The sequence below is a fragment of the Ruegeria sp. CG11 genome (assembly GCF_056537245.1).
The window spans coordinates 472982-496490 of record NZ_JBQFRE010000002.1 but is presented as its reverse complement, the minus strand read 5'-3'; the positions used below and the strand labels follow the sequence as shown (position 1 = coordinate 496490).

General features: G+C 58.5%; 26 protein-coding genes. 13 read left to right on the top strand and 13 right to left on the bottom strand.

Annotated elements, in window-relative coordinates:
• A complete protein-coding gene (locus tag ACR0KW_RS08655; protein WP_480804726.1) occupies positions 1 to 597 on the bottom strand; it encodes a LysE family translocator in 597 nt (198 codons plus the stop codon).
• A 73-nt stretch (positions 598 to 670) separates the two neighbouring features.
• On the opposite strand from ACR0KW_RS08655, the gene ACR0KW_RS08650 reads away from it, so the two are divergent.
• The 3 genes from ACR0KW_RS08650 to ACR0KW_RS08640 all read left to right on the top strand — a co-directional run bounded on the left by ACR0KW_RS08650 (position 671) and on the right by ACR0KW_RS08640 (position 2441).
• Complete coding sequence (locus tag ACR0KW_RS08650) at positions 671 to 1123, top strand: Lrp/AsnC family transcriptional regulator (RefSeq protein ID WP_480804615.1); 453 nt, start codon at positions 671 to 673, stop codon at positions 1121 to 1123.
• Positions 1124 to 1251: 128 nt separating this feature from the next.
• Positions 1252 to 1830, top strand: a complete 579-nt coding sequence (locus ACR0KW_RS08645; RefSeq protein ID WP_480804614.1) for a PA14 domain-containing protein — start codon at positions 1252 to 1254, stop codon at positions 1828 to 1830.
• 215 nt (positions 1831 to 2045) lie between these two features.
• Positions 2046 to 2441: a RidA family protein gene (locus ACR0KW_RS08640; protein ID WP_480804613.1), complete on the top strand. Its 396-nt coding sequence runs from the start codon at positions 2046 to 2048 to the stop codon at positions 2439 to 2441.
• A gap of 114 nt (positions 2442 to 2555) precedes the next feature.
• On the opposite strand, the gene ACR0KW_RS08635 is transcribed toward ACR0KW_RS08640, so the two are convergent.
• Entirely contained in the window at positions 2556 to 3518 is a 963-nt protein-coding gene (locus ACR0KW_RS08635) for an L-malyl-CoA/beta-methylmalyl-CoA lyase (protein ID WP_480804612.1), read from the bottom strand.
• 294 nt (positions 3519 to 3812) lie between these two features.
• Between ACR0KW_RS08635 and dgcN the strand changes: the two genes are divergently transcribed.
• The 4 genes from dgcN (at position 3813) to ACR0KW_RS08615 (ending at position 7720) form a co-directional block, all read left to right on the top strand.
• Positions 3813 to 4814 (top strand): N-acetyltransferase DgcN, encoded by a 1002-nt coding sequence (gene dgcN / locus ACR0KW_RS08630; RefSeq protein ID WP_480804611.1) that lies wholly within the window; start codon positions 3813 to 3815, stop codon positions 4812 to 4814.
• A gap of 69 nt (positions 4815 to 4883) precedes the next feature.
• Positions 4884 to 5849 carry an N-acetyl-D-Glu racemase DgcA gene (gene dgcA / locus ACR0KW_RS08625; protein ID WP_480804610.1) on the top strand — a complete coding sequence of 322 codons (966 nt, stop codon included), beginning with the start codon at positions 4884 to 4886 and terminating at the stop codon, positions 5847 to 5849.
• 10 nt (positions 5850 to 5859) lie between these two features.
• Positions 5860 to 6720 (top strand): D-amino-acid transaminase, encoded by an 861-nt coding sequence (locus ACR0KW_RS08620; protein ID WP_480804609.1) that lies wholly within the window; start codon positions 5860 to 5862, stop codon positions 6718 to 6720.
• Between the two features lie 406 nt (positions 6721 to 7126).
• Positions 7127 to 7720: a hypothetical protein gene (locus ACR0KW_RS08615; protein WP_480804608.1), complete on the top strand. Its 594-nt coding sequence runs from the start codon at positions 7127 to 7129 to the stop codon at positions 7718 to 7720.
• A 250-nt stretch (positions 7721 to 7970) separates the two neighbouring features.
• On the opposite strand, the gene ACR0KW_RS08610 is transcribed toward ACR0KW_RS08615, so the two are convergent.
• The 3 genes from ACR0KW_RS08610 to ACR0KW_RS08600 form a co-directional block, all read right to left on the bottom strand.
• Positions 7971 to 8285, bottom strand: a complete 315-nt coding sequence (locus ACR0KW_RS08610) for a DUF1244 domain-containing protein (RefSeq protein WP_480804607.1) — start codon at positions 8283 to 8285, stop codon at positions 7971 to 7973.
• 71 nt (positions 8286 to 8356) lie between these two features.
• Complete coding sequence (locus ACR0KW_RS08605) at positions 8357 to 8596, bottom strand: DUF6868 family protein (protein WP_170400752.1); 240 nt, start codon at positions 8594 to 8596, stop codon at positions 8357 to 8359.
• A gap of 60 nt (positions 8597 to 8656) precedes the next feature.
• A complete protein-coding gene (locus tag ACR0KW_RS08600; protein WP_480804606.1) occupies positions 8657 to 9394 on the bottom strand; it encodes an N-formylglutamate amidohydrolase in 738 nt (245 codons plus the stop codon).
• A gap of 133 nt (positions 9395 to 9527) precedes the next feature.
• Here ACR0KW_RS08600 and pyk point away from each other — a divergent pair, with 133 nt between their 5' ends.
• The 5 genes from pyk to rplT all read left to right on the top strand — a co-directional run bounded on the left by pyk (position 9528) and on the right by rplT (position 13984).
• Entirely contained in the window at positions 9528 to 10973 is a 1446-nt protein-coding gene (gene pyk / locus ACR0KW_RS08595; RefSeq protein WP_480804605.1) for a pyruvate kinase, read from the top strand.
• Positions 10974 to 11218: 245 nt separating this feature from the next.
• Positions 11219 to 11656, top strand: coding sequence for a universal stress protein (locus ACR0KW_RS08590; RefSeq protein ID WP_480804604.1), 438 nt, complete (start codon positions 11219 to 11221; stop codon positions 11654 to 11656).
• A gap of 14 nt (positions 11657 to 11670) precedes the next feature.
• Positions 11671 to 13221 carry an alanine/glycine:cation symporter family protein gene (locus ACR0KW_RS08585; protein ID WP_480804603.1) on the top strand — a complete coding sequence of 517 codons (1551 nt, stop codon included), beginning with the start codon at positions 11671 to 11673 and terminating at the stop codon, positions 13219 to 13221.
• Positions 13222 to 13403: 182 nt separating this feature from the next.
• A complete protein-coding gene (rpmI, locus tag ACR0KW_RS08580; RefSeq protein ID WP_010443552.1) occupies positions 13404 to 13604 on the top strand; it encodes a 50S ribosomal protein L35 in 201 nt (66 codons plus the stop codon).
• A 14-nt stretch (positions 13605 to 13618) separates the two neighbouring features.
• A complete protein-coding gene (rplT, locus tag ACR0KW_RS08575) occupies positions 13619 to 13984 on the top strand; it encodes a 50S ribosomal protein L20 (RefSeq protein WP_008756009.1) in 366 nt (121 codons plus the stop codon).
• A gap of 229 nt (positions 13985 to 14213) precedes the next feature.
• On the opposite strand, the gene ACR0KW_RS08570 is transcribed toward rplT, so the two are convergent.
• Positions 14214 to 15104, bottom strand: coding sequence for a DUF2167 domain-containing protein (locus ACR0KW_RS08570; protein ID WP_480804602.1), 891 nt, complete (start codon positions 15102 to 15104; stop codon positions 14214 to 14216).
• A 229-nt stretch (positions 15105 to 15333) separates the two neighbouring features.
• Positions 15334 to 16725, bottom strand: a complete 1392-nt coding sequence (locus tag ACR0KW_RS08565; protein ID WP_480804725.1) for an aminotransferase family protein — start codon at positions 16723 to 16725, stop codon at positions 15334 to 15336.
• A gap of 223 nt (positions 16726 to 16948) precedes the next feature.
• Here ACR0KW_RS08565 and ACR0KW_RS08560 point away from each other — a divergent pair, with 223 nt between their 5' ends.
• Entirely contained in the window at positions 16949 to 18577 is a 1629-nt protein-coding gene (locus ACR0KW_RS08560; RefSeq protein ID WP_480804601.1) for an acyl-CoA synthetase, read from the top strand.
• Here ACR0KW_RS08560 and ACR0KW_RS08555 read toward each other — a convergent pair.
• The 6 genes from ACR0KW_RS08555 to ACR0KW_RS08530 form a co-directional block, all read right to left on the bottom strand.
• Entirely contained in the window at positions 18574 to 18915 is a 342-nt protein-coding gene (locus tag ACR0KW_RS08555) for a DOPA 4,5-dioxygenase family protein (RefSeq protein WP_480804600.1), read from the bottom strand. The genes ACR0KW_RS08560 and ACR0KW_RS08555 overlap by 4 nt on opposite strands.
• Before the next feature lie 84 nt (positions 18916 to 18999).
• Positions 19000 to 19632, bottom strand: coding sequence for a maleylacetoacetate isomerase (gene maiA / locus ACR0KW_RS08550; protein ID WP_480804599.1), 633 nt, complete (start codon positions 19630 to 19632; stop codon positions 19000 to 19002).
• A gap of 4 nt (positions 19633 to 19636) precedes the next feature.
• On the bottom strand, positions 19637 to 19834 hold the full coding sequence (locus ACR0KW_RS08545) for a DUF2783 domain-containing protein (RefSeq protein WP_480804598.1): 198 nt from the start codon (positions 19832 to 19834) through the stop codon (positions 19637 to 19639).
• A 5-nt stretch (positions 19835 to 19839) separates the two neighbouring features.
• Positions 19840 to 21450, bottom strand: a complete 1611-nt coding sequence (locus ACR0KW_RS08540; protein ID WP_480804597.1) for an FAD-dependent oxidoreductase — start codon at positions 21448 to 21450, stop codon at positions 19840 to 19842.
• Between the two features lie 155 nt (positions 21451 to 21605).
• Entirely contained in the window at positions 21606 to 22862 is a 1257-nt protein-coding gene (gene fahA / locus ACR0KW_RS08535) for a fumarylacetoacetase (protein WP_480804596.1), read from the bottom strand.
• A 17-nt stretch (positions 22863 to 22879) separates the two neighbouring features.
• Positions 22880 to 23503: a LysE family translocator gene (locus ACR0KW_RS08530; RefSeq protein ID WP_480804595.1), complete on the bottom strand. Its 624-nt coding sequence runs from the start codon at positions 23501 to 23503 to the stop codon at positions 22880 to 22882.
• Positions 23504 to 23509: the final 6 nt, after the last annotated feature.

Below are 23509 nucleotides of genomic sequence, written 5' to 3'. Positions count from 1 at the left end.
TCAGTTCGGCCACAGGACCGGGTAAAGCGATGCGACCAGCAGCGCCGCCATTGTCCAGTTGAACACCACCAACCGGCGCGGGTTCGTGAGGACTCGTGCCATTTGCTGCCCCAAAACGGTCCATGTGCTGACTGACGGCAGGTTCACCGCGCCAAAAATCAGTGCCACGATCACGATGGCCTGCAACGTATGGTCCGGCGTATAGGCGGTGGTGGCCGTCAGGGCCATGGCCCAGGCCTTGGGATTGACCCATTGAAACGCGGCGGCCTGCAGGAAGGTCATGGGATCGCCCTCAGACGCCTTGCCCTTGGTTGGGGCTGCATGTGCGATCTTCCAGGCCAGAAACAGCAGATACCCGACCGAGGCGAGTTTCAGCGCCGTGTAGCTAACCGGATAGCGGTCGAACAATTGCACCAGCCCGGTTCCGACCAGCAGGACCATGACGGTAAATCCCAGACCGATCCCCAGCATATGCGGGATGGTGCGGCGAAAACCGAAATTGGCGCCCGACGCCATCAGCATCAGGTTGTTCGGCCCCGGTGTGATGGACGAAACAAAGGCAAAGGCGATCAGGGCCAGAAGGATGTCATAGGTCATAGTCGCCATAATTGCCGCAAAACGACCAAATGAAATTGCGTTTTCGTGCGTGATTGCGATAGTTTTGCAACCTATGACGAAGATCGATCGCATTAACCAACAAATATTGCGTGAGCTGTCTCGCGATGGCCGCATCAGCAATCTTGAACTGGCTGACCGGGTTGGGTTGTCGCCCTCGGCCTGTCTTCGCCGGGTGCAGGAGCTTGAACGCGCGGGCGTGATCTCGGGCTATCGCGCGGTGTTGAACCCGGCGGCGCTGGGGGTGGGGTTCGTGGCCTATATCGGCGTTGGTCTGGGCGAGCATACCAAGGCCGCGCAGGAAGGGTTCGAACGCGCCCTGCAACGCGCGCCGGAAGTAGTAGAGTGTCACAACATTACGGGTACGATCGAATACTTGCTGCGCGTGGAATGCACTGACCTTGCGGCGTACAAGACTTTTCACACTGACGTTCTAGGAACCCTGCCGCATGTGACGTCAATCACTTCCTACGTGGTGATGGGGTCGCCCAAGGACACGCGCGCGTGACTGCGGCATGTGATCCTTAACCGCAACCGCCTTGCAGGGTAAAATCTCAGGTCTTAGAGTCATCCCAAGTGCCGGATCAGAAAGAAGGGAAAATACCACCCGATCGGGCCAAGCTCAGGGAGATGACCATGACATTCGTCCGGACCAGTGCGCTTGCCGCAGCTTTGGCGTTGATCGCCGGGGCAGCAATGTCCGCGCCATTGAAACTGCAACCCGCCAACCCACAACCCAGCCCGCAGGCCGGGTTGAATGTGAAATACTATGGCACAGGCAATCAGCACAAAAAGATCCGTGATCTGAGTCAGGCAAAAAGCCTGCTGTCTCAAGCGCAGCCCGGAAAACCGTTGCGGGGGTTGGATTACGCTGACACCAGCAAGGGTGAGGATGTCATGACGTTCGACGGCGCTTACAATGTTGCCGCCGAGGTCACGGGGTATATGCGTTTCGATTCACCCGGAACTTACGAACTTGAAACATGGTCGAACGACGGGATAGAAGCATGGGTTGGTGGTCAACAGATTGGTCACGTGAGTGGTGTTCAGGGTTGTGAAGCCAATCAACGAACCGAAGTAGAAGTGCCCTCGGCGGGCTGGTATCCATTGAAGATCATCTATTTCCAGAAACTAGGAAGCTCTTGCCTGATGATGAAGTCGGGCAAACAGGGTGAGCGTTTCACCTGGACGCCCAACAATGTCTTCGGTCGATAGGTAAAAGGCACTCCGTCGGGCCAGCCCGTTGCAGTAAATGATGTAGCGCGAGGCTGAGTGTCTTTAGGCACGACATCATGACGAACATCCAGCTCTCGAAGAAATCTTCGGGAGCCGCCTCCCGGCGGCCAGCTTGGCGTGCAGAACGGACTTGTCGCCAGTATTCACATATAATCTTCACAAATAATCAAATTTGCCCATTCAGGAGTGAAGATATGGATCATCAACGGCAGTTAATTTCGAACGGCAACCCCATGGAAGAGATCGTCGGCTTCAGTCGCGCAGTTCGTGTCGGTCCCTATATCTCGGTTGGAGGCACCGCGCCTGTTGACGGCGATGGGAAGACGGTCGGCGTCGGAGACGTTTTTGCTCAGACCAAACAATGTTTCGAGATCATAAAAGCAGCGCTCGAACAGGCTGGCTCCGGCTTGCATGACGTCGTTCGCACACGTGTTATCCTGACGGATATCGACAACTGGAAGGCAGCCATCGAGGCACGAAAGGAATATTGCAGGGATTCCCGTCCGGTCGACACCATCATGGCAATTAATCGATTTGTGAATCCGGATTGGCTTGTGGAAATCGAAGTGGACGCCATAGTCGCTGATTGATCTGGCAAACCTTGACGTCATCGGGCTCGAAGCCGTCATCTCGCTGCGAGCCCGTTTTATGTTCTCAGGACCACCACTTATTGCAAAGCGCTGGCCCTCAGGGCGCTTGTTTGGTTAGCCGTTTGCAGCAATCAATTCGGCCTGCGCCACGATCACTTCGGCCTGTTTGATCGAGGCGATATCGACCAGACGCCCTTTGTAGACGGTGGCACCCTCGCCATTGGCCTTGGCCTGTTCCATTGCCGCCAGAATTTCGCGCGCCTCGGATACGGCTTCATTCGACGGGGTAAAGACCTGATTGGCCAAAGCGATCTGTTTCGGGTGGATCGCCCATTTACCGACCATACCCAGCGTGGCCGAGCGTTTGGCCTGCGCGATGTAACCCTCGTCATCCGAGAAATCGCCGAACGGCCCGTCCACCGGCAGCACGCCATGGGTGCGGCAGGCGGCGACGATGGCGGCCTGCGCCCAGTGCCAAGGATCGGGCCAGTGCTTTTCGCCCTCGCGCAGCATGTAATAGTTTTCCTGCGTTCCACCGATGCCGGTGGTCTGCATTCCCATCGAGGCTGCAAAATCCGCAGCACCCAGGCTCATTGCCTGCATTCGCGGGGAGGAGGCCGCGATCTCTTCGACGTGGGCGATACCGGCGGCGGATTCGATGATGACCTCAAAGCTGACGGGTTTGGTACGGCCCTTGGCGCGCTCGATGGCGGTGACCAGAGCGTCCACCGCGTAGACATCCGCCGCGCAGCCGACCTTGGGGATCATGATCTGGTCCAGACGGTCGCCCGCTTGTTCCAGCAGATCGACCACATCGCGATACCAGTAGGGCGTGTCCAGCCCGTTGATCCGGACGGACATGTACTTGTTGCCCCAATCGACGGTGTTTAGCGCCTCGATCACGTTGGCGCGCGCGACGTCCTTGTCCGACGGCGCGACCGAGTCCTCGAGGTCGAGGTTGATCACATCCGCTGCCGATGCGGCCATTTTCGGGAACAGCTTCGTGTTCGATCCCGGCCCGAACAGCTGACAACGGTTTGGGCGCGCGGGGGCGGCGGGTTGAATGCGAAAGCTCATCTGGACCTCGTGCAAGAAAGGAAATTACGATTTTCTTGCCATATGGGGTATTAAATTGCGCATTGCTTCGCAAGCATCTTTGTGCAGTTGCCGCAATGCAAGCGCAGCATCTGCCGTGGGGTGGGGTCTTGGTGGTGATTAAAGATTAATCGCTGTGAAAACTTGGAAGATTTTTGCGCGCCGGCTTCTAAGTGTGCAAAAATCTCCCTCCGGGACAACCGAACCCGAAGGAAAACGCGAAACACTCGTTAGGCACGTCCCTTAGCCTGCGTCGGAATCAAAGGAGTGACCGCAATGATCGAGACACCGTACCTGCTGTTTTTGGGCGATGCGCCCGACCAATTGGCGGCCAAAGTGGCAGTTGGAATCAAGGACTGGCGTCCCGAAAACGCCGTGGGCCAGTACCGGATGGACGGCTGCAAGGCCGATCTGGGCCTGACAGACATGACCCTGACCGAGGCGAAAGCGGCCGGGGCCAAAACTCTGGTCATCGGCGTGGCCAACCGCGGGGGTGTGATCAGCCAAGAGTGGAAAAAGGTTCTGGTCATGGCGCTGGAAGAAGGTTTTGATCTGGCTTCGGGCCTGCACAACCTGCTGCGTGACGAACCCGATCTGGTTGCCGTTGCCGAGGCGACCGGCCAGAAACTGCATGACGTGCGCGTGCCTGAAGTCGACTATCCGATCGCCAATGGCATCAAGCGCAAGGGCAAGCGGTGTCTGGCCGTGGGCACCGATTGCTCGGTCGGCAAGATGTACACCGCTCTGGCGATGGATGCCGAGATGCGCGAGCGCGGAATGAAGTCCACTTTCCGCGCCACTGGCCAGACCGGCATTCTGATCACCGGCGATGGTGTGCCGCTGGACGCGGTGATTGCCGACTTCATGGCCGGTTCCGTCGAATGGCTGACACCCGACAATGATGACGACCACTGGGATCTGATCGAAGGACAGGGGTCGCTGTTCCACGTGTCTTATTCGGGTGTGACCATGGCGCTGGTCCATGGCGGTCAGCCGGACGCGCTGATCCTGTGCCATGAACCGACGCGTGAACATATGCGTGGACTGCCGACCTATCAGCTGCCGACGCTCGAAACGCTGCGTGACACTGCGCTGGCGCTGGCCAAAGTTGGTAACCCGGATTGCCAGGTCGTGGGCGTTTCCGTCAACACGCAGCACATGTCCGAGGACGATGCATCGGCCTATCTGGCCAAGATCGAAGCCGACATGGGCCTGCCCGCGACCGACCCGTTCCGTTTCGGTTCGGGCAAGTTGGTGGACGCGCTGGCCGCGATGTGATCTGAACAACGCGCCGGAGGCGGGGTTCTTCGCCCCGGCGCCTTTTGGAAAAGATGAAGGAGCGTTTGCGTGCGGGTAGAGGTCTCTCGTGATGTATTTCGGCTGGCGCAGGTGTTCACCATCTCGCGCGGGTCGCGGACCGAGGCAAAGGTGCTGACGGTTCGGATTTCCGATGGAACTCATCAGGGCTGGGGCGAATGCGTTCCCTATGCGCGTTATGATGAGACGCTCGAGTCGGTTGAGGCCGAGATTGCGGGTCTGCCTGCCGAGTTTACCCGCCAGTCGCTGATTGACCTGTTGCCTGCCGGCGCCGCCCGGAACGCCGTGGATTGCGCCCTTTGGGATCTGGAAAGCAAGCGCGCGGGCAAACGGGCATGGGATCTGGCCGGATTGCCAATGCCGGGGCCTGAGATCACCGCCTACACCCTGTCGCTGGACACGCCAGAGGCGATGCAGGCGCAGGCGGCGCAGAATGCGCACCGTCCCTTGCTGAAGATCAAGCTGGGCACGCCGGACGATATGCCCCGGTTGGAAGCCGTGCGCGCAGGGGCGCCAAAATCCAAGATCATCGTGGATGCAAACGAGGGCTGGTCAGCCGAGGTGTATGCCGATCTTGCGCCGCATCTGGTGCGGTTAGGCGTTGAACTGGTCGAGCAGCCTCTGCCCGCAGGGGAAGACCATGCGCTGATCGGGATGGAGCGCCCGGTGCCTGTCTGTGCCGACGAATCCTGCCATGACCGCGCCAGCCTGCCTGCCTTGAAGGGCAAATATGATGTGGTGAACATCAAGCTGGATAAAACCGGTGGTCTGACCGAGGCGCTGGCCCTGCGTGAAGCGGCGCTTGCTGAAGGCTACAAAGTCATGGTCGGCTGCATGGTCGGCAGCTCGCTAGCCATGGCCCCTGCGACCCTGTTGGCACAGGGTGCGATGGTAACGGACCTTGACGGCCCGCTTCTGTTGGCCGAAGACCGCGAAAACCCGCTGATTTTTGATGACGCCGGAGTGCACCCGCCTGTGGCGACGCTCTGGGGCTGAGGAGAGATACATGACCCGCACCGTTTACGTAAATGGCGAATACCTGCCCGAGACCGAGGCCAAGGTGTCCATCTTTGACCGTGGTTTCCTGTTCGCAGACGCCGTTTACGAAGTCACCAGCGTACTGGACGGCAAGCTGATCGATTTCGAAGGCCACGCGGTACGCCTCAAGCGGTCGCTGGACGAGTTGGAGATGGCTGAGCCCTGCACCAAGGAAGAGCTGCTGGAGATTCACCGCAAGCTGGTTGAGCTGAACGGCATTGAGGAGGGCCTGATCTATCTGCAGGTCAGCCGTGGCTCAGACGGCGACCGGGATTTCGTGTTCCCGTCCGCCGACACCAAACCCAGCCTCGTGCTGTTCACTCAGAACAAGCCCGGTCTGGCCGAAAGCCCTGCGGCCAAGAAGGGCGCCAAGATCATCTCGATCGAAGATATCCGCTGGGGCCGTCGTGACATCAAGACCGTGCAGTTGCTCTACCCGTCGATGGGCAAGATGATGGCCAAGAAAGCGGGCTGCGATGATGCGTGGCTGGTCGAGGACGGCTATGTCACCGAGGGCACCAGCAACAACGCCTATTTCGTCAAGAACGGCAAGATTGTCACACGTCCGCTGTCCAATGACATTCTGCACGGCATCACGCGCAAGGCCGTGCTGCGCATGGCGGCTGAGGCGCAGATGGAAATCGAAGAGCGTCTGTTCACCATCGACGAGGCAAAAGAGGCAGATGAGGCCTTTACCACCTCGGCCAGTGCATTCGTCATGCCGGTGGTTGAGATTGACGGGGTGACGCTGGGCGATGGTACGCCGGGCCCAATCTCTAAGCGCCTGCGCGAGATCTATCTGGACGAAAGCCGCAAGGCCGCGATCTAAAGAAAGACCATGCCGATCGGCGTTGCAGCTATTTGCTGCGGCGTCGGTGATAGATCAGTTTAAGCCGGGTCGGGCTGTCTCAAGAAAGCCCGTCCTGTTTTGCGGTTCTACCAGACCGTCAGAATTCACCTCATACCTTGGCCAGAGCGGCATTGGTCCGCCGTGTGCAACGTTGCGTTCTGCCGGGTCGCGACACACCGCTTATCAGCGTCAACCGATAAACGCTTAAAGCCCCGTCGAGCGTAGGCGGCACGGCGTCGAAATCAGCGACCGTTTTTGAGACGTGATGCCACCCCTCTCTGAAACACCGGGCCACGTGGCTGGAATTTTAAAGTAGCATTTTGAGACTCGATGTCGGAAAGGTATAATCATCTCATATGGAGTGCTTTGTGATGGAGATACTCACATGATGATTTCTGAAAAATTTTCGAAAAAAGTAAATGTTATTGCCGCGCTGGTGTGCGTGGGTGTTCTAGGCGGAACCTCTGCCCTGTCCCAATCAAAATATAGCGAAATTGTTGCTGAAAGGGTAAGCGGTCTGGTGGAGATATGGGGCGTTGAGCTGGAGAGCGATACTGAAGACGATCCTTATGTGTCGATCCTGCTTGTCGGTCGAGGTGCTGACAAAGGCGAAGAAAGCTGTTCGGATCATTTGCTCCGGATTCCCAGGGAGGCCATTAAACGGAATTCCGCTATAGCGACTAAAGAGTGCCGCGCGGGTCCGGTTTATTCGTTCAAAATCGAGCCTGATACGTATGTGGTACAGGAGAACTTCATTCGCGCATCACAGATATATCAAAGACTGCTGCCAGCGCGACCTTTCCGACCGCAAGCGTCCTCGGTCTTTGGAACAGCTGTTCCACCGCCAGTGGGAATCCTTACCTGCAAAGGCGTTAATGATTGCGATATTATGATTGTGGCTTGCATAGCTGAAAAAAATGGTACGCCGGAGTGTACTTATAATGACAAAGGGCAGCCAATTGATTGTTATTGCTTGTGATCTCACACTCAATTAGGCGGCAATCAAGTGCCGCTTTGGTGGTCAGGTTTTTCCCGCCAGTTCGGGGCTGTGCTCACGAAGGGCGGTTTTCGGACTCTACCCGAGTAGTCGTGGCAGCGAAGCAACTAGGCGAGGCTTTTCCTAGCGCGGATCGATAGTGACGGCGGGTCAAGCTACGGCAGCAAATCTCGATTGTCAGTCGCCCACAAAAAAGGCCCGCTGATTTGGCGGGCCTTTTTCGTATCGGCAATCAGCCCTTTTTCAATACGTTTTCTTCGAATGCGACCTTGAAGGCGGCCTGTTTTTCGGGGCTGGCTTCGGTCTGATAGTTGGTCTTCCACTCGTCCATGGTCATGCCGTAGAAAACCTCGCGGGCTTCGTCCTTGCCCATTTCGATACCTTTTTCGTTGGCGGCTTCCTGATACCAGCGGGCCAGGCAGTTGCGGCAGAATCCGGCCAGATTCATCATGTCGATGTTCTGAACGTCGGTGCGATCTTCCATCAGGTGCTTTTGAAGCCGACGGAACGCGGCGGCCTGAAGTTCGATTTCGGTTTGCTTGTCCATGGTCTGGCTCCGGATGACAGTTTTGTTGTCTCTGACCTAGCGGTCCGGTGGCGATGTTTCAACACGGTGGCTCAGGCCAGTTTCAAAGCCAGCCAGGGGATGATGCAGAAGATTAAGGTCAGGATTTTATAATTTGCCAAATACCGGAAATACGCTCGTTTCACATCCGGACGCTCCATCTGGAACATCCGGCCATGAACACCTGCGATCCAATCCTGCAACAGCACGATCATCAGGGTCGTGAACAGCAAAACCGCGATATTGAGCACCGCCATCCAGCCAAAGACGGAGGTGAGAAACTCCTGAGTCATGATCGCCCCCTTTCCCCTTAATATATGGGGATCAGCGGCCGACCCCACAATGAGGTGTGATCAAAGGCCGCTGTCAGCCAGAGCATCCTGAAGGATCACGGCCATGCGCTCGGCCCAGGCACGTTGTCCGGCGTGATCGGCGATCAGGTCGTTACGCAGCTCGATCAGGGCGTTCGGGCGGCCATGGGCGGAACAGTGGCGGTCAATCGCGTCACCGGGCAGGACACCGGTATAGGGTTCGTTGACGCCGACGCACAGATCGCCCTCGGCCCCGAGCCGGTTGACCAGCGGGCGCGAGAACCGTTCGTCCGGCGTGTGCAGCACACCGATGTGCCACGGGCGCGGTGCGCGGCCGCGCAGCTGGCGGGTGAAGGAATGCATCGACACGATTACCGCGTGGGGCAGGCCTGCCATGCGCCCAAGCGCTTCATGGTAAGGGCGATAGCACATGTTCAGGCGCCGTTCGCGTTCAGCCTCGTCGGCGTGGCGGTTGCCGGGAATGATCGAGCCGTCATAGAGCTTCATAAGCAGGGTCGGATCATCCTCACCCCTGTTCGGATCGATTACGAGGCGCGAGAAGTTCGCTGCAATCACCGGCGCGTTCAGGATCTCGCCCAGATGCTTTGATACCTCATAGGCGCCTACGTCATAGGCGATGTGACGCTCCATATCCTCGCGCGGCAGACCGAGGTCGCCACCATTGATTTCGGGTGGCACAGTATTGGTTGCATGGTCGCATGTGATCAGCCAGCGCGACGGGCGATCAGCGCCGTGGATAAAAAACGGAGAATACGTCATAAGCCTGTCATCTAGTTTGTCGCAGGTGTAGGGCAGTTGCTTTGAAAAGGGAATTGCGCAATAAGCGGCGTGAAGCAATGTTTGCGGTAACATTTTTGCGAAACCAAGAGATGACGTCAGGAGAACACCACCAATGCGACGCCTGAGAAATGTAAAAATCGTGGCGACGCTGGGACCGGCGTCCAATGACTATGACATGATCCGCGCCCTGCACGAGGCCGGCGCGGATGTGTTCCGCCTGAACATGAGCCACGGCAGCCATGACGAGATCCGCGAGCGGCACCGGATCATCCGGCAGGTGGAAAAGGATCTGGATAGCCCGATTGCCATCCTCGCCGATCTTCAGGGTCCGAAACTGCGCGTGGGCGTTTTCTCCAACGATGCCGAGGAACTGGAGGAGGGTGCCGCCTTCCGTCTGGACCTTGATCCGGCACCTGGCGATGCGGGGCGCGTATGCCTGCCGCACCCCGAGATTTTCGCAGCACTTGAACCGGGCGCGCGCCTGCTGGTCAATGACGGCAAAATCCGTCTGATTGTTCAGGACTGCGGCCAAGACTTTGCCAATTGCACGGTTGAGGTTGGTGGCACCATTTCTAACCGTAAGGGCGTGAACGTGCCCGACGTTGTGCTGCCGCTGGCAGCGCTGTCAGCCAAGGACCGGGACGATCTGGAATTTGTCTGCCAATTGGGCGTCGACTGGCTGGCGCTGAGCTTTGTTCAGCGCGCCAAGGACGTGTTCGAAGCCCGCGCGCTGGCTGACGGCCGTGCCTCGATCCTGTCCAAGATCGAAAAGCCTGCGGCGGTTGAAGCCTTTGACGATATCCTCGATGCCTCGGATGGTATCATGGTTGCGCGTGGCGACTTAGGTGTTGAACTGCCGGTTTCCGCTGTGCCGCCGATCCAGAAACGCCTAGTGCGGAAATGCCGCGGCGCGGCTAAGCCGGTGATCGTTGCGACGCAGATGCTGGAAAGCATGATCGAAAGCCCGATGCCAACGCGGGCCGAGGTCTCGGATGTGGCGACCGCGATCTATGAGGGCACCGATGCTATCATGCTCAGCGCGGAATCGGCGGCGGGATCGTACCCGGTCGAGGCCGTGCAAACCATGAACAAGGTCGCCATCGAGGTCGAAGCCGACCCGACCTATACGCAGATTATCACCGCATCGCGTACCGCGAAGGGGACAACGATCGCTGACGGGATCGTCGCCGCCGCGCGCGAGATTGCGGAAAAGACTGATATCAAGGCGATCTGCTGTTTTACCCAAAGCGGTACTACGGCTCTGCTGACTGCCCGCGAACGCCCCGGTGTGCCGATTATCGCCATGACGCCCGCCACGGGTACGGCCCGTCGCCTGTGCCTGAGCTGGGGGTGCCACTGTGTGATGACGCCCGAACTTGAGCGGTTCAAAGGTGCTGTTGTCAACGCTGCCCGCGCCGCCCGTGCTGGTGGGTTCGCTTCAGAAAGCGACCAGATCGTTGTGACCGCAGGTGTGCCGTTCAATGTGCCCGGAACCACGAATATTCTGCGCATCGCACCCTGTGACGAGCGTCTGATCTACAACACCGATCCAGGTTGATTGGGGCGATTTTCCGTCCTTGCGGAGCGCTGTAATGCAGGGTTTGCCTATTATTTAGGCAAAAAAAGATCAATCAAATCAACAAAAAGCCGGACTCAGGGTTGAATCTGGCAATTTCCCCTCTGTTTTTCGGTGTTTTTCCCGGATACTTGTGCGCGGGGCAGTCTACTCAATTAAGTTCCAGGTTCCGGCTGCCCTGCCGGGGGCACGGGCCCCGGTACAATCAACGATAATGGAGGAACGTCATGACAACGAAAATTGTCATTGGACTGGACGGGACAGAAACCGGGGAACGTGCGATCACCTTTGCCAAGGATTTGGCCGGGCGGATCGGATCATGCGAATTGCTAGTGGTTTACGTGATCGAATGGTCTCCTTTCACTTTCCAGACACCTGAAGAAAACGCGCTGCGGCACAAGCGGCGCGAGGAAGAGGTCGAACTGGCCACCAACCGCATCGTCACCCCGGCGGTAGATGCACTGAAGGCAGAAGGCTTCGCGGCGCAAGGCATTGTCCGCCATGGGGACGTGGCCGAAACGCTGAATGCGATCACGGTCGAAAACGGCGGTACCCAGATCATCGTCGGGCGCGCCTCGGCGGACGGGTTCAAGAAACGCCTGTTCGGCAGCTCGACCCAGAATCTGGTCATGCACGCCGATGTGCCGGTCACGGTCGTGAACTGAGGGGAGTGACGAGTATGAATATGCTTCAAAAACTGAGCCTCTCTGCATCCGCAGTTCTGTTTGCCAGCCCTGCATTCGCGCAAGACGCACCGGGTCTGGACGACAAGATCAACCAGGCCTTCGCCGACTTCACCGGACCATTTGTCAGCTTTATCTTCGCCCCGTTCCCGGGAACGGGTTTCCCATGGATCGTGGGATGGCTGGTGATCGCGGCGACGGTGTTTTCGCTGTATTTCGCCTTTGTGCAATTCCGTTTTTTCGGACACGCTGTCAGCCTTGTGAAAGGTGACTATTCCGATCCCAACGACGCGGGTGAAGTCAGCCACTTTCAAGCGCTGGCCACCGCGCTTTCTGGCACTGTCGGTCTAGGCAACATTGCCGGTGTGGCGGTAGCCGTCGGTATCGGCGGGCCGGGCGCGACGTTCTGGATGATCATGGCGGGCCTGCTGGGCATGGCCTCGAAATTCACCGAATGTACGCTGGGCGTGAAATACCGCAACGAATACGAAGATGGCACCGTTTCGGGCGGTCCGATGTATTACATGTCCAAAGGGTTCAGCGAACTTGGCCTGCCGGGCGGCAAGATTCTGGCCGTTCTGTTCTCGATCTTCTGTATCCTTGGCGCGCTGGGCGGGGGCAATATGTTCCAGGCCAACCAGGCGCACCAGCAGATCGCAGGTATCGTGGGCGATTATCCCGGCTGGATCACAGGTCTGGTCTTTGCAGGCATCGTGTTCGCAGTGATCGTGGGCGGTCTGAAATCCATCGCACGCGTGACCGAAAAGGTTGTTCCGTTTATGGGTGTCATGTATGTGGTGGCCGCGCTGGTCATCATCATCATGCACGCGGATCAGATTGGCTGGGCCTTTGGCCAGATCTTCGCAGGTGCCTTCACCGGCCTCGGCGTTGCTGGCGGCATGGTTGGCGCGCTGATCCAGGGCTTCCGCCGTGCGGCGTTCTCGAACGAAGCAGGCGTTGGTTCTGCGGCGATTGCGCACTCGGCCGTGCGGACCAGTGAGCCGATCACCGAAGGCTTCGTGTCGCTGCTGGAGCCGTTCATCGATACGGTTGTGATCTGTACCATGACCGCGCTGGTGATCATCATCACCCAGCAGCTGATCATCGATCCTCAAACCGGTCTGTACATGCTGACAGAAGATGGCGGCGGTATTGCAACCGTTGACGGAAACTCGGGCGTCAGCCTGACCTCGGCGGCCTTTGCCAGCGCCTTTGGCTGGTTCCCGTACGTGCTGGCCATCGCGGTGGTTCTGTTTGCCTTCTCGACTATGATCAGCTGGTCCTACTATGGCCTCAAGGCCTGGACCTACCTGTTCGGCGAGGGCCACACCAAGGAACTGGTGTTCAAGATCATCTTCTGCGTCTTCGTCGTCATTGGTGCAGCGGCCAACCTTGGCCCGGTCATCGATTTCTCGGATGCGGCAATCTTTGCCATGGCGGTCGTGAACGTCTTTGCGCTCTACTTCCTGATGAAAGTGGTGCGGGAAGAGCTGGCCAGCTACGCAGCGCGCCTGAAGAGCGGCGAGATCCGCAAATTCGAGCACTAAAACATTTCACCGGGGCGGCCATTGTCGCCCCGGTGCCTGACCAGTCTGCGAAAAGCGCAGATTCTGGTCCAAACCCCCTTGCCACTATGATCGTTCTTGCGTAAACGGCGCTTCTGATCGCGTGACCGGCCGAGATGGCATGCCGAGTCGCGTTTAGTACCGAACCCTGAAAGGAGACGGAAATGCCTAAGATGAAGACCAAGTCGAGCGCCAAGAAGCGCTTTAAGGTGACTGCGACCGGTAAGGTCCTTGCTGGCCAGGCCGGCAAACGGCACGGCATGATCAAGCGGACCAAGAAGTTCATCCGCGACGCCCGTGGCAACACCACCCTGTCCGCCCCCGACGCCAAGATCGTCAAGGGCTACATGCCCTACGACCGCTAAGAGGAGATTAAGAGATGTCCCGCGTTAAAGGTGGAACCGTAACTCACGCCCGTCACAAGAAGGTCATCAAGGCCGCCAAAGGTTACTATGGCCGCCGCAAGAGCACCTTCAAGGTTGCCCGTCAGGCCGTCGACAAGGCCAACCAGTATGCAACCCGCGACCGCAAGAACCGCAAGCGCAACTTCCGCGCGCTGTGGATCCAGCGTATCAACGCTGCTGTCCGTTCGCATGACGAAGCACTGACATATTCCCGCTTCATCAACGGCCTGAACCTGGCCGGTATCGAAGTGGACCGCAAAGTTCTGGCCGACCTGGCCGTGCACGAACCGGAAGCGTTCGGCGCGATCGTCGCCAAAGCTCAGGCCGCTCTGGCTGCCTGATCCTCTTTTAAAGAGACAGTGAATGAAAGGCCGTCCCATTCGGGGCGGTCTTTTCTTTTGGCTAGTTGGAGTTTTGTCTCGGGCCGGTTGGGCCTAAAACAGGCCGCAGCGCTGACTTCTGACCTGCGCCTTAACTGAGCGTTGCGATTGCCCTGATGGGATGGGCGTCAACTCCAAGCGTCAGACCCGCGCTTTGCGGCGGATCTCGCGCTTTTGGGAAGCGGTCAATTCACGAGCGTTTGCTCGCAAAAAGGTTCTTCAACCAGACCAGCGGAATGAAAAGCAGAAACCATGCCTTTTTCAGAAAGACTAGCGCGACGGCCAGGAACCCGGTTTTTGCCAGCACTTTTCCCGCGACTAGACCGCCAATTCCCACTGCGGCGACTTTGTCCAGCGATGGATCGAAATCGGTATACCGGTTGCCATCGGTAAACGAAGTCATAGCAAGGACGTCGGGCAGGTCGGATTTCACGCGGGGTAATTCATCCATAGTGGTGATGAAGTTCTGCACTAATACGCCTCGTCTTCCCAGAACGCGAATGTTGAAGTTAAGCGTGTGATCGGAAGATGCCCCAAACTGCAATTCCTTGGCCCAATAAAGAGTGCGGTTTGTCTTGTCGTAGAGCGGAGGTTCAGCCCAGCCGACAAGCTGAATTGGCTCATAACCGTTCTGTGTCCGCCATTCATTGTCGGCCACGGTATCCGCCTGCATCTCTTTCAGGATTTCATTGTAGTCATGTGATTCCGCGTCGTCATCCGAGACATATCCAATCTCGTCGAACCACATTTCCATTCCCCATCCGTTGGAATGAAGCGGCGACACATCTACCGGAAACACCATGCCCAACCCTGGCGCGCCAGGCGGGTTTCCCCAAAGCTTTTCAAGCACATGGGCGCTGTCTCCTGGGTCGAGAAAATAGTAATCGGTGCCTACATCGATTACCGCCAGACCATTCCCAATTGGAATTTTGCCCTGCTGAAAATCAATATCCTGTATCAGGGCCTGCTCTTCGTCAGAAAGCTGGGGAGCTAGGTTTGGGTAAAGGTCGGAAAAACTTTTGGCAGAGACCGGAGAGCTGAAATAAAAGGCGCAAAAAGCTGCTAACAGAAGGCGGTTCACAGGAACTCCTTTTATTGAACGATTTTCCCAAGTGAAACTGGGCTGATGGCAAGCTGAGGGTTTCGGAATTTGCCCTCAAGCCTTCTATGCAGCAATAACTTTGAGTGGTGCAGTTCTGCGTCACCAGTTAACGGGTCACCAAATGAAACCGTCACAATGACTTAATACGACGCGATGCCGAGCGGCAGGAGATACCCTGCCGCTCTTGTTCTTCAGGGCGGGTAGATTTCTACCCGAACACGCGACCCAGCGCGCCATCGACCGCGTCGGTGATCTGGTCGATGTCGTCCGTCGTGGCGATCAGCGCGGGCGAGAAGCACAGCGTGTTGTTGCGGCCGGGGACCGAACGGTTGGTGACGCCGATGATCACGCCCTGCGCCATACAGTCGGCCACGACCGCTTGCGCCAGTTTCTCGTCCACCGGCTCTTTGCTGCTGCGGTCTGCGACCAGTTCGGCGCCCAGGAACAGGCCCTTGCCACGCACGTCGCCGATGACTTTGTGCTTTTCCATCAGCGCTTGCAGGTTGCCCATCATGCGATCACCCATGGCCGAGCAGTTCCCCAGCAGGTTCTCGTCCTCGATGATGCGCATGTTTTCGATCGCGGCTGCCGGACCAGCGGTGCAACCACCAAAGGTCGAGATGTCGCGGAAATAGTTCAGCGGATCGGCTGCGTCGTCCTTGAACATTTCAAAGACTTCCTCGGTGGTCACCATGCAGGCAATCGCCGCATAGCCCGAGGCGACGCCCTTGGCCATGGTCACGAAATCGGGCTTGATGCCGTATTGCTGGTAACCGAACCATGTGCCGGTGCGGCCAACGCCACAGACGACCTCGTCGATATGCAGCAGGATGTCGTATTTCTTGCAGATCTCCTGCACACGCTGCCAGTAGCCCTCGGGCGCTTCGATCACGCCGCCACCTGCCGTCACCGGTTCAAGGCACAGCGCGCCAACGGTGTCGGGACCTTCGCGCAGGATGACCTCTTCGATCTGGTCGGCAGCCCATTCGCCGAAGTTCTCGACAGGCGCGCCGTCGAGTTCGTGCTTGCGGTATTCCATGCAATGCGGCACGCGCACGAAATCGGGCGCGAAGGGGCCATATTGCGCGTTGCGCTCATCCTGACCACCGGCCGACATGGTCGCCAGGGTCGAGCCGTGATAGTCGCGCTCTCGGTACAGGATCTTGGTTTTCTTGCCGCCATATTTCTTGTGCGCGATCTGGCGGATCATCTTGAACGCCTTCTCGTTCGCCTCAGAGCCCGAGTTGGTGTAGTAGACACGGCTCATGCCCGGCATCTTCTCGATCAGCTTTTCGGCGAAGATTGCCCCGGGGATCGAGCCTGCCGAGTTGGCGAAGTAGCACAGCTTCATCAGCTGGTCGTACACGGCCTTACAGATCGATTCGCGGCCATAGCCCACGTTGACGGTCCACACACCGCCCGAAACGGCATCCAGATGCTCTTTGCCTTTCTGATCCCAAACACGCATTCCCTTACCTTCGACAATGATCCGGGGGTCATTGGTTTCAAAGGGCTTATGCTGGATCAGGTGGTGCCAGATATGGGCGCGGTCGGCCTCGACCACGCGGGAAAGATCGTTTTCGTTGAACGTGCCGTCCATGACATGTCCTTTCAGAAGTATTGGGTGTGCAAGGTGCAGGAACGATGCCGCCCCGGTTTGGAATTTTCGATGGCCCAGATCACCGCGAATGGCCATCTGTAGATAGGGCCAGATTGCACCATCCCGTATTGCCAGTCCATGCACTCGGCGTATTTTTACGGGTTTGTCAGATGCGGTACTTTGTGATCAAGTCGCGCAGAATCTGAACTGGGAGGGTCAGCACATGGCAGGGGACAATATCTACGAGCGTCATTTGGACAAGAACCGCGCGAACTACACGCCCTTGTCCCCGCTGAGTTTCATCGAACGTACCGCAAAGATTTACCCGGACTACCCTTCGGTGGTCTATGGTGAGCGCCGGTATAGCTGGGCGGAAACCTATGCCCGGTGCCGCCGTTTGGCAGGGGCGCTATCGGCGCGGGGGATCGGCAAGGGTGATACGGTCTCAATCATCGCCGCCAACATCCCCGAGATGTACGAGGCCCATTTCGGTGTGCCCATGGCCGGTGGGGTGCTGAACACGATTAACACGCGACTGGACGCGCCGATCATCGCCTTCATCCTGAACCACGCCGAGGCCAAAGTGCTGCTGGTCGACCCAGAGTTTTCGGGCGTAGTGAAAGAAGCCCTGAAACAGGTGGATCATGACCTGCTGGTCATCGACATCGAAGACCCCAGTTTTGAAGGCGGTGAAAAGCTGGGCAGCCTGACATATGACGCGCTGCTGGCCGAGGGCGCCCCTGATTTCGCGTGGTCTCTGCCCGATGACGAATGGGACGCGATCACGCTGAACTATACCTCGGGCACCACGGGCAATCCGAAAGGGGTCGTGTATCACCACCGGGGAGCGACGCTGAACGCACAGTCGGACCTGCTGGACTGGGACATGCCGAAACATTCGGTCTACCTGTGGACCTTGCCGATGTTCCATTGCAACGGCTGGTGTTTCCCTTGGGCGATGGCGGCCAATGCCGGAGTCTCGGTCTGTTTGCGGGCAGTGCGGGACGAGCCGATCTATGCCGCCTTCCGCGATGAAAAGGTTACCCATTTCTGCGGTGCGCCGATTGTTCTGAACATGCTGGCCAACGCGCCAGATCACCTGAAAGATTTCGATCACGAGATCAAGGTGATGACCGCAGGTGCCCCGCCGCCTGCCGCTGTGATCGAAAAGATGGAAGGTATGGGCGTGGAAGTAACCCATGTCTACGGCTTGACCGAAACCTATGGCCCCTCGGTTGTGTGCGCGTGGAAAGACGAGTGGAACAGCAAAGGGGCGGAGGAACGCGCCGCGCTCAAGGTCCGTCAGGGTGTTCCCTACACGGCCCTGTCAGGGCTGATGGTGGCCGATCCGGATACGTTGGAACCTGTGCCTGCAGATGGCGAGACGATGGGTGAGATCTTCATGCAAGGCAATGTCGTCATGAAAGGCTATCTGAAAAACGCCGAGGCCTCGAACAAGGCCTTTCGTGGCGGCTGGTTCGCCTCGGGCGATCTGGGGGTGATGCACCCGGATGGCTATATCGCACTGAAGGATCGGTCCAAGGACATCATCATTTCGGGTGGCGAAAATATCTCATCGGTCGAGGTTGAGGATATCCTCTACAAGCACCCCGCCGTGATGGAGGCCGCCGTGGTCGCGCGCCCGGATGAGAAATGGGGCGAGACGCCCTGCGCCTTTGTCGAGCTCAAGCCGGATGCGCAGGCGAGTGAGGCGGATATCATTGCCTTCTGTCGGGACAACATGGCCCATTTCAAAGCGCCCAAGACGGTGGTGTTCGGGGCACTGCCCAAGACCTCGACCGGCAAGATCCAAAAGTTCAAACTGCGGGATCAGGCGCGGGCGCTGACCTAGGCGCCCATCTTGTCAAAGAGTGATAAATCAAGCTCCAACATCTCACCCATCCAAACCGCACGATCTCGGTGATCTTCCAGATGGTCGCCGGTTTCCGGGTGGGTGAAGATGGTCAGACCCTGCCGGTTCAGCATCAGCCAGGGGATGACTTGATCGAAGGCGTCCGGTGCAAAATCCAGCTGGCAGCTCCAACGCGGATGAGGGCCGACATTCTTGGCGTGCATCCGGCCTATTTTAACCGGAAACAGGCGCGCGGCCTCTTGGCAGACCTGTTCCGCAACTTCCTGCGTTTCGGCGTCGAAGTAGACATGAGCGTGATAGCCGGTGATCTCGGGCATTGGGGCCTCCTACGTGCGTAGACAGGCTACACGGGGCAGGCCGTCCTCACCACTAGAGCCCGCACACAGGACCTGTGCGCCAGTTCAGGTCGCGGTGTCGGGATGGGCGGCCCTGAAGGCGGGGTGATCGGCGGAGGCGGCCTCGACCGCCAGGCTGCGCGGCAGCTCAGACAGGTCCACTTGCCAGCGTCGCGCGTTGTACAATTGCGGGATCAGACACAGATCGGCCAGGCCGGGCTGTGACCCTGCGCAATAGGGGGCCTGTTCGAACTCGGCCAACAGCGCCTCGAACGCCAGCAGGCCGGGGCGAATAAAGTGGCGCATCCAATCGCCCAACGCCCCTTCAGCCCCGCCGCCGAGCGTGGTGGCGTACTGAGCGACCGACAGGTTGCAGACCGGGTGGATATCCACGGCAATGGACTGCGCCAAGGCCGCCACTTTGGCCCGGTGCGCGGGTTCAGCTGGCAGCAAACCCAGACCCCGGGTCTGATCCAGATAGTCGATGATCGCCAGAGATTGCGTCAGCCGCAGCCCGTCAATCTCAAGCACCGGAACCAGCCCTTGCGGGTTACGCGCCAGGTGGGTTTGCGACTTCTGTGCCCCGTCCCTGAGATCGACCGAGACAGCACGATAGGCGATCCCGGCCAGATTCAGCGCGATGCGCACCCGGTAGCTGGCCGATGACTGCCCGAAGTCAAACAAGATCACCTCGGCCATGCTGTCAGCCGTTTTTCAACGCGGCAGCTTTCAGGGCTTGCGCCAGTACATCCGCGTTTCCAATATGGTTTGCCAGCACCAGAATGAGCCGTGCGTTCAGGGCTTCGCTTTCCGACTTGTCCAGCCCGTCATGGGCGGTCAGCAACTCGGCATAGAAATCGTCGCCATTGTCGAGGTTCGGGCTGAGGATCAGATCGGCCATCTTGCTTACTCCTTACCGGTGGCCCGGCGGATCGCCTGCCGGAATGCGTTTTCTTCGAACGTGTCGCGCCGTGCAGCCACGTGCTGATCCGGGCGGATCAGGTAGACCGCGCTAGTGGCATCGCCCAAATAGCGGCGTTTGAGTTCCAGTGTCAGATCATCCTTGACCGACAGCGCCAGCCGGGTGGCTTCGATACCGTCTTCCTCGATCCGGTCCGGGGCGTCGGCGTCGATGGTCAGCAGGGTGAATTTACCCGCCAGTTTCGGTAACAGGAAGTCATCGCCCAAAGGCGCATCGGGGCAGGCCGCACCCGGGCGGGTGATATCCGGCCCGTTCAAGGCATCCGCCGAGCTGAGCGAGGACCCCTCATAGGTACAGGGCGTGCTCAGCCGACCGGAATTCACCAAGGGCCGAGCGAACTCAAAATGTTCGCTTAGGTCCAGAACCGCATCCCGGAACTGTCGCGACATGTCGGATTTCGGCGTGATGAAATCGGTCGAGCGCGTGGACATGCGGATATTTTCGTCAGCGGCCTGAACCCGCTCGCGGTTGTAGCTGTCCAACAGAATTTCGGGCGCTTTGCCGTCGATGACCAGTTTGAGCTTCCAGCACAGGTTATCCGCATCCTGCATTCCGGAATTTGCACCGCGCGCCCCAAACGGGCTGACCTGATGCGCACTGTCCCCGGCGAACAACACGCGGCCATAGCGGAACCGTTCCATCCGCCGACATTGGAACGTGTAGATCGATACCCATTCCAGATCGAACTTCACATCCTCACCCAACATTGCCTTGAGTCGCGGGATGACGTTTTCGGGCTTTTGTTCGTTTTCCTTGTCGATGTCCCAACCCAATTGCAGGTCGATGCGCCAGACACTGTCGGGCTGCTTGTGCAGCAGAGCCGATTGTCCCCGATTGAAGGGCGGATCGAACCAGAACCAGCGCTCGGTCGGGAAATCGGCCTCCATCACCACGTCGGCAATCAGGAAGTTGTCTTCGAACACACGCCCTTCGAAATCCAGCCCCAGCATCCGCCGCGTTGGTGAGTTCGCCCCGTCACAGGCGACCAGCCAGTCGGCTTCGATGTTATAGGGGCCTTCGGGGGTTTCGACCTCGAGCGTGACATGGCTGTTATGGGTTCCGATGGCTTCGACCTTGTTGCGGCCACGGATTTCAAGGGACGCGCCCTCGGCCTGCAATTCGCGCACCCGGTCTACAAGGGCCTTTTCGAAATAGTATTGCTGCAGGTTGATGAATGCCGGGTTCGCGTATCCGGTATCGGGCTGCAAGTTGAACTCATAAACCTGACGCTCATCGAAATAGACTTTGCCTGCGTTCCACAGCACCCCTTTTTCCATCATCGGACGCCCCGCGCCCAGACGATCGGCGATATCAAGCGTGCGCTGCGAGAAGCAGATCGCGCGGCTGCCAAAACTGACCTTGTCATTGTCGTCCAGCACCACGACCTCGACCCCTTGCTGGGCCAGATCGATCGCGGTGGCCAGTCCAATCGGCCCCGCGCCGATCACGATCACCTTGTGCCGGACAGGCGTGGAAGCATCCTGATCCGGGCTGCGTTCATAGGCGTAAAGCGGGACTTCGAAAATCTTGTTCATGGGCTCTCCCCCGATGGTCTGGCGCAGGTTACGCGCAAGATTTCGTTCTCCGGCCCTGCAGAGCCGAAGGCTTGAGCCAATGGTTTCACCGAAAATTCCACCGCAAAACGATCTGGATCAAATGCGGCGGAAAATCCTTGTCCTTTGTATGGTCCTTATCGCGCGTAGGGAGATGCGAGAGCAGGCAATACCGTGCCGGTGCAGTCGCCGAACCCGATTGTGTAACCCTTGCCTTTGGCTGCACCTGTCAAGGTCAGGGTGTCGCCGTCTTCAATGAAGCTACGGGTTTCACCGTTGTCCAGCGTCAGTGGTTCCTTTCCGCCCCAGCTGAGTTCCAGCAGCGAGCCGCGTTCCGATTTCGTTGGGCCGGAAATGGTGCCCGACCCCAGCAGATCGCCGGTATTCATCGGGCAGCCCGAGGTCGAATGATGCGCCAGTTGCTGCGCGGCGGAATAATACATCTCCTTGTAATTCGTCCGGGCAATCGTGGTGGCTGGTTTACCTTCGGGTGTCATCGTCACGGACAGGTCGATGTCATACAGCATCGGGCCGCAGTCTTTCAGGTGGTCCAGCAACTCTCCCTCGCGCGCGGGCGTGTCACAACGGAATGGTTCCAGCGCGGCTTTGGTCACGATCCAAGGGCTGATGGACGTTGCAGTGGCCTTGGCCTGAAATGGGCCGAGCGGTTGGTACTCCCAAGCCTGAATGTCGCGCGCGGACCAGTCATTTAGCAGGACGTAACCGAAGATGTGGTCATCCGCTTCCTGCACCGTGATAGGCCCATCCGAGGGGGTGCCGACGATGGCCCCCATTTCCAGTTCGATGTCAAACCGGCGGCTGGGCAGGAATGCGGGCTTCTCTTGGTCTGGTGCTTTCAACTGACCCCAGGGGCGACGAATATCGGTGCCCGATACGACTACCGAGGATGCCCGGCCATTGTACCCGATGGGAATGTGCAGCCAGTTTGGCGGCAGGGCGTTCTCAGGTCCGCGAAACATGGTGCCCACGTTTTGCGCATGATGACGACCGGCATAGAAGTCGGTGTACTCGCTGACGGCGAAGGGCATGTGCAGTTCTGCTGCGTCCTGCGGAACCAGAAGGGGTTCGACCTTTTCCTGTTCGTCAGACCCTTCGGCCAGTAGAGACGTAAGCCGCGCGCGCAACGCAGCCCAGACGGCCGGGCCTTGCTCCATCAGCGGGTTCCAGAAGGGCAGGTCGAATAGCGGCTCGTCGTCCAGAACGATCACCCCTTCAGCCTCAGCTGCGGTTACGTCCAGAATCATGCTTCCAATCGCCACGCCGCAATGCGGTTCGGATCCGTCGATCGAAAAGACACCATAAGGCAGGTTGTTCAGCGGAAAAGGGTGGTCGGCGTCATTGGCCGAGGCCACCCAGGATTTCATCAATGGCATCTGTGATCCTTGTCAGTTTATTGCGCGTCCCGCAGGGATTTCAGCCCCAGCAGAAGCGCGGCCAATATCATGAACCCGCCGCCAGCTCGGTCCAGCCACAGCCGCGCCGAACCCTTGAGACGCGTTGCCAGCCAACTGGCGCTGCCGCCATAGACGGTCAGAAACAGTCCGTCGATGATCAGATAGGTGACCGAGAGGATGGCGAATTGCGGCCAGAACGGCAACGCGCCGTCGATGAACAGCGGGAACAGGGCAGCAAAGAACACCACTGCTTTGGGATTGGCGGCGGAGGTGATGAAACCCTGCATCCAAAGCGACTTGCGGCTGGCGTGCGGTGCTGTCTGGGTCGTTTTGCGTTCCGCTTTGACGATCATCTTCACCCCAAGAAACACCAAGTAAGCCACGCCCAGCCACTTGATCACCGTCAGCGCCGTGCCCGAGGCGGCGATGATCGCGGCCAGACCAAGCCCGGCCGCCAACATTTGCAGCAGGTTCGCCGTTAGGTCTCCGGCCGCCGTAAACATCCCGCGCTTCAGCCCGTTGGTTGCCGAGTTGGACAGCATCAGCAACTGGCTCGGGCCGGGTGTGCTCATCAGCAGCAGGACGGTGGCAACATAGGTGATCCAGATATCAAAGCTCATGGCTAC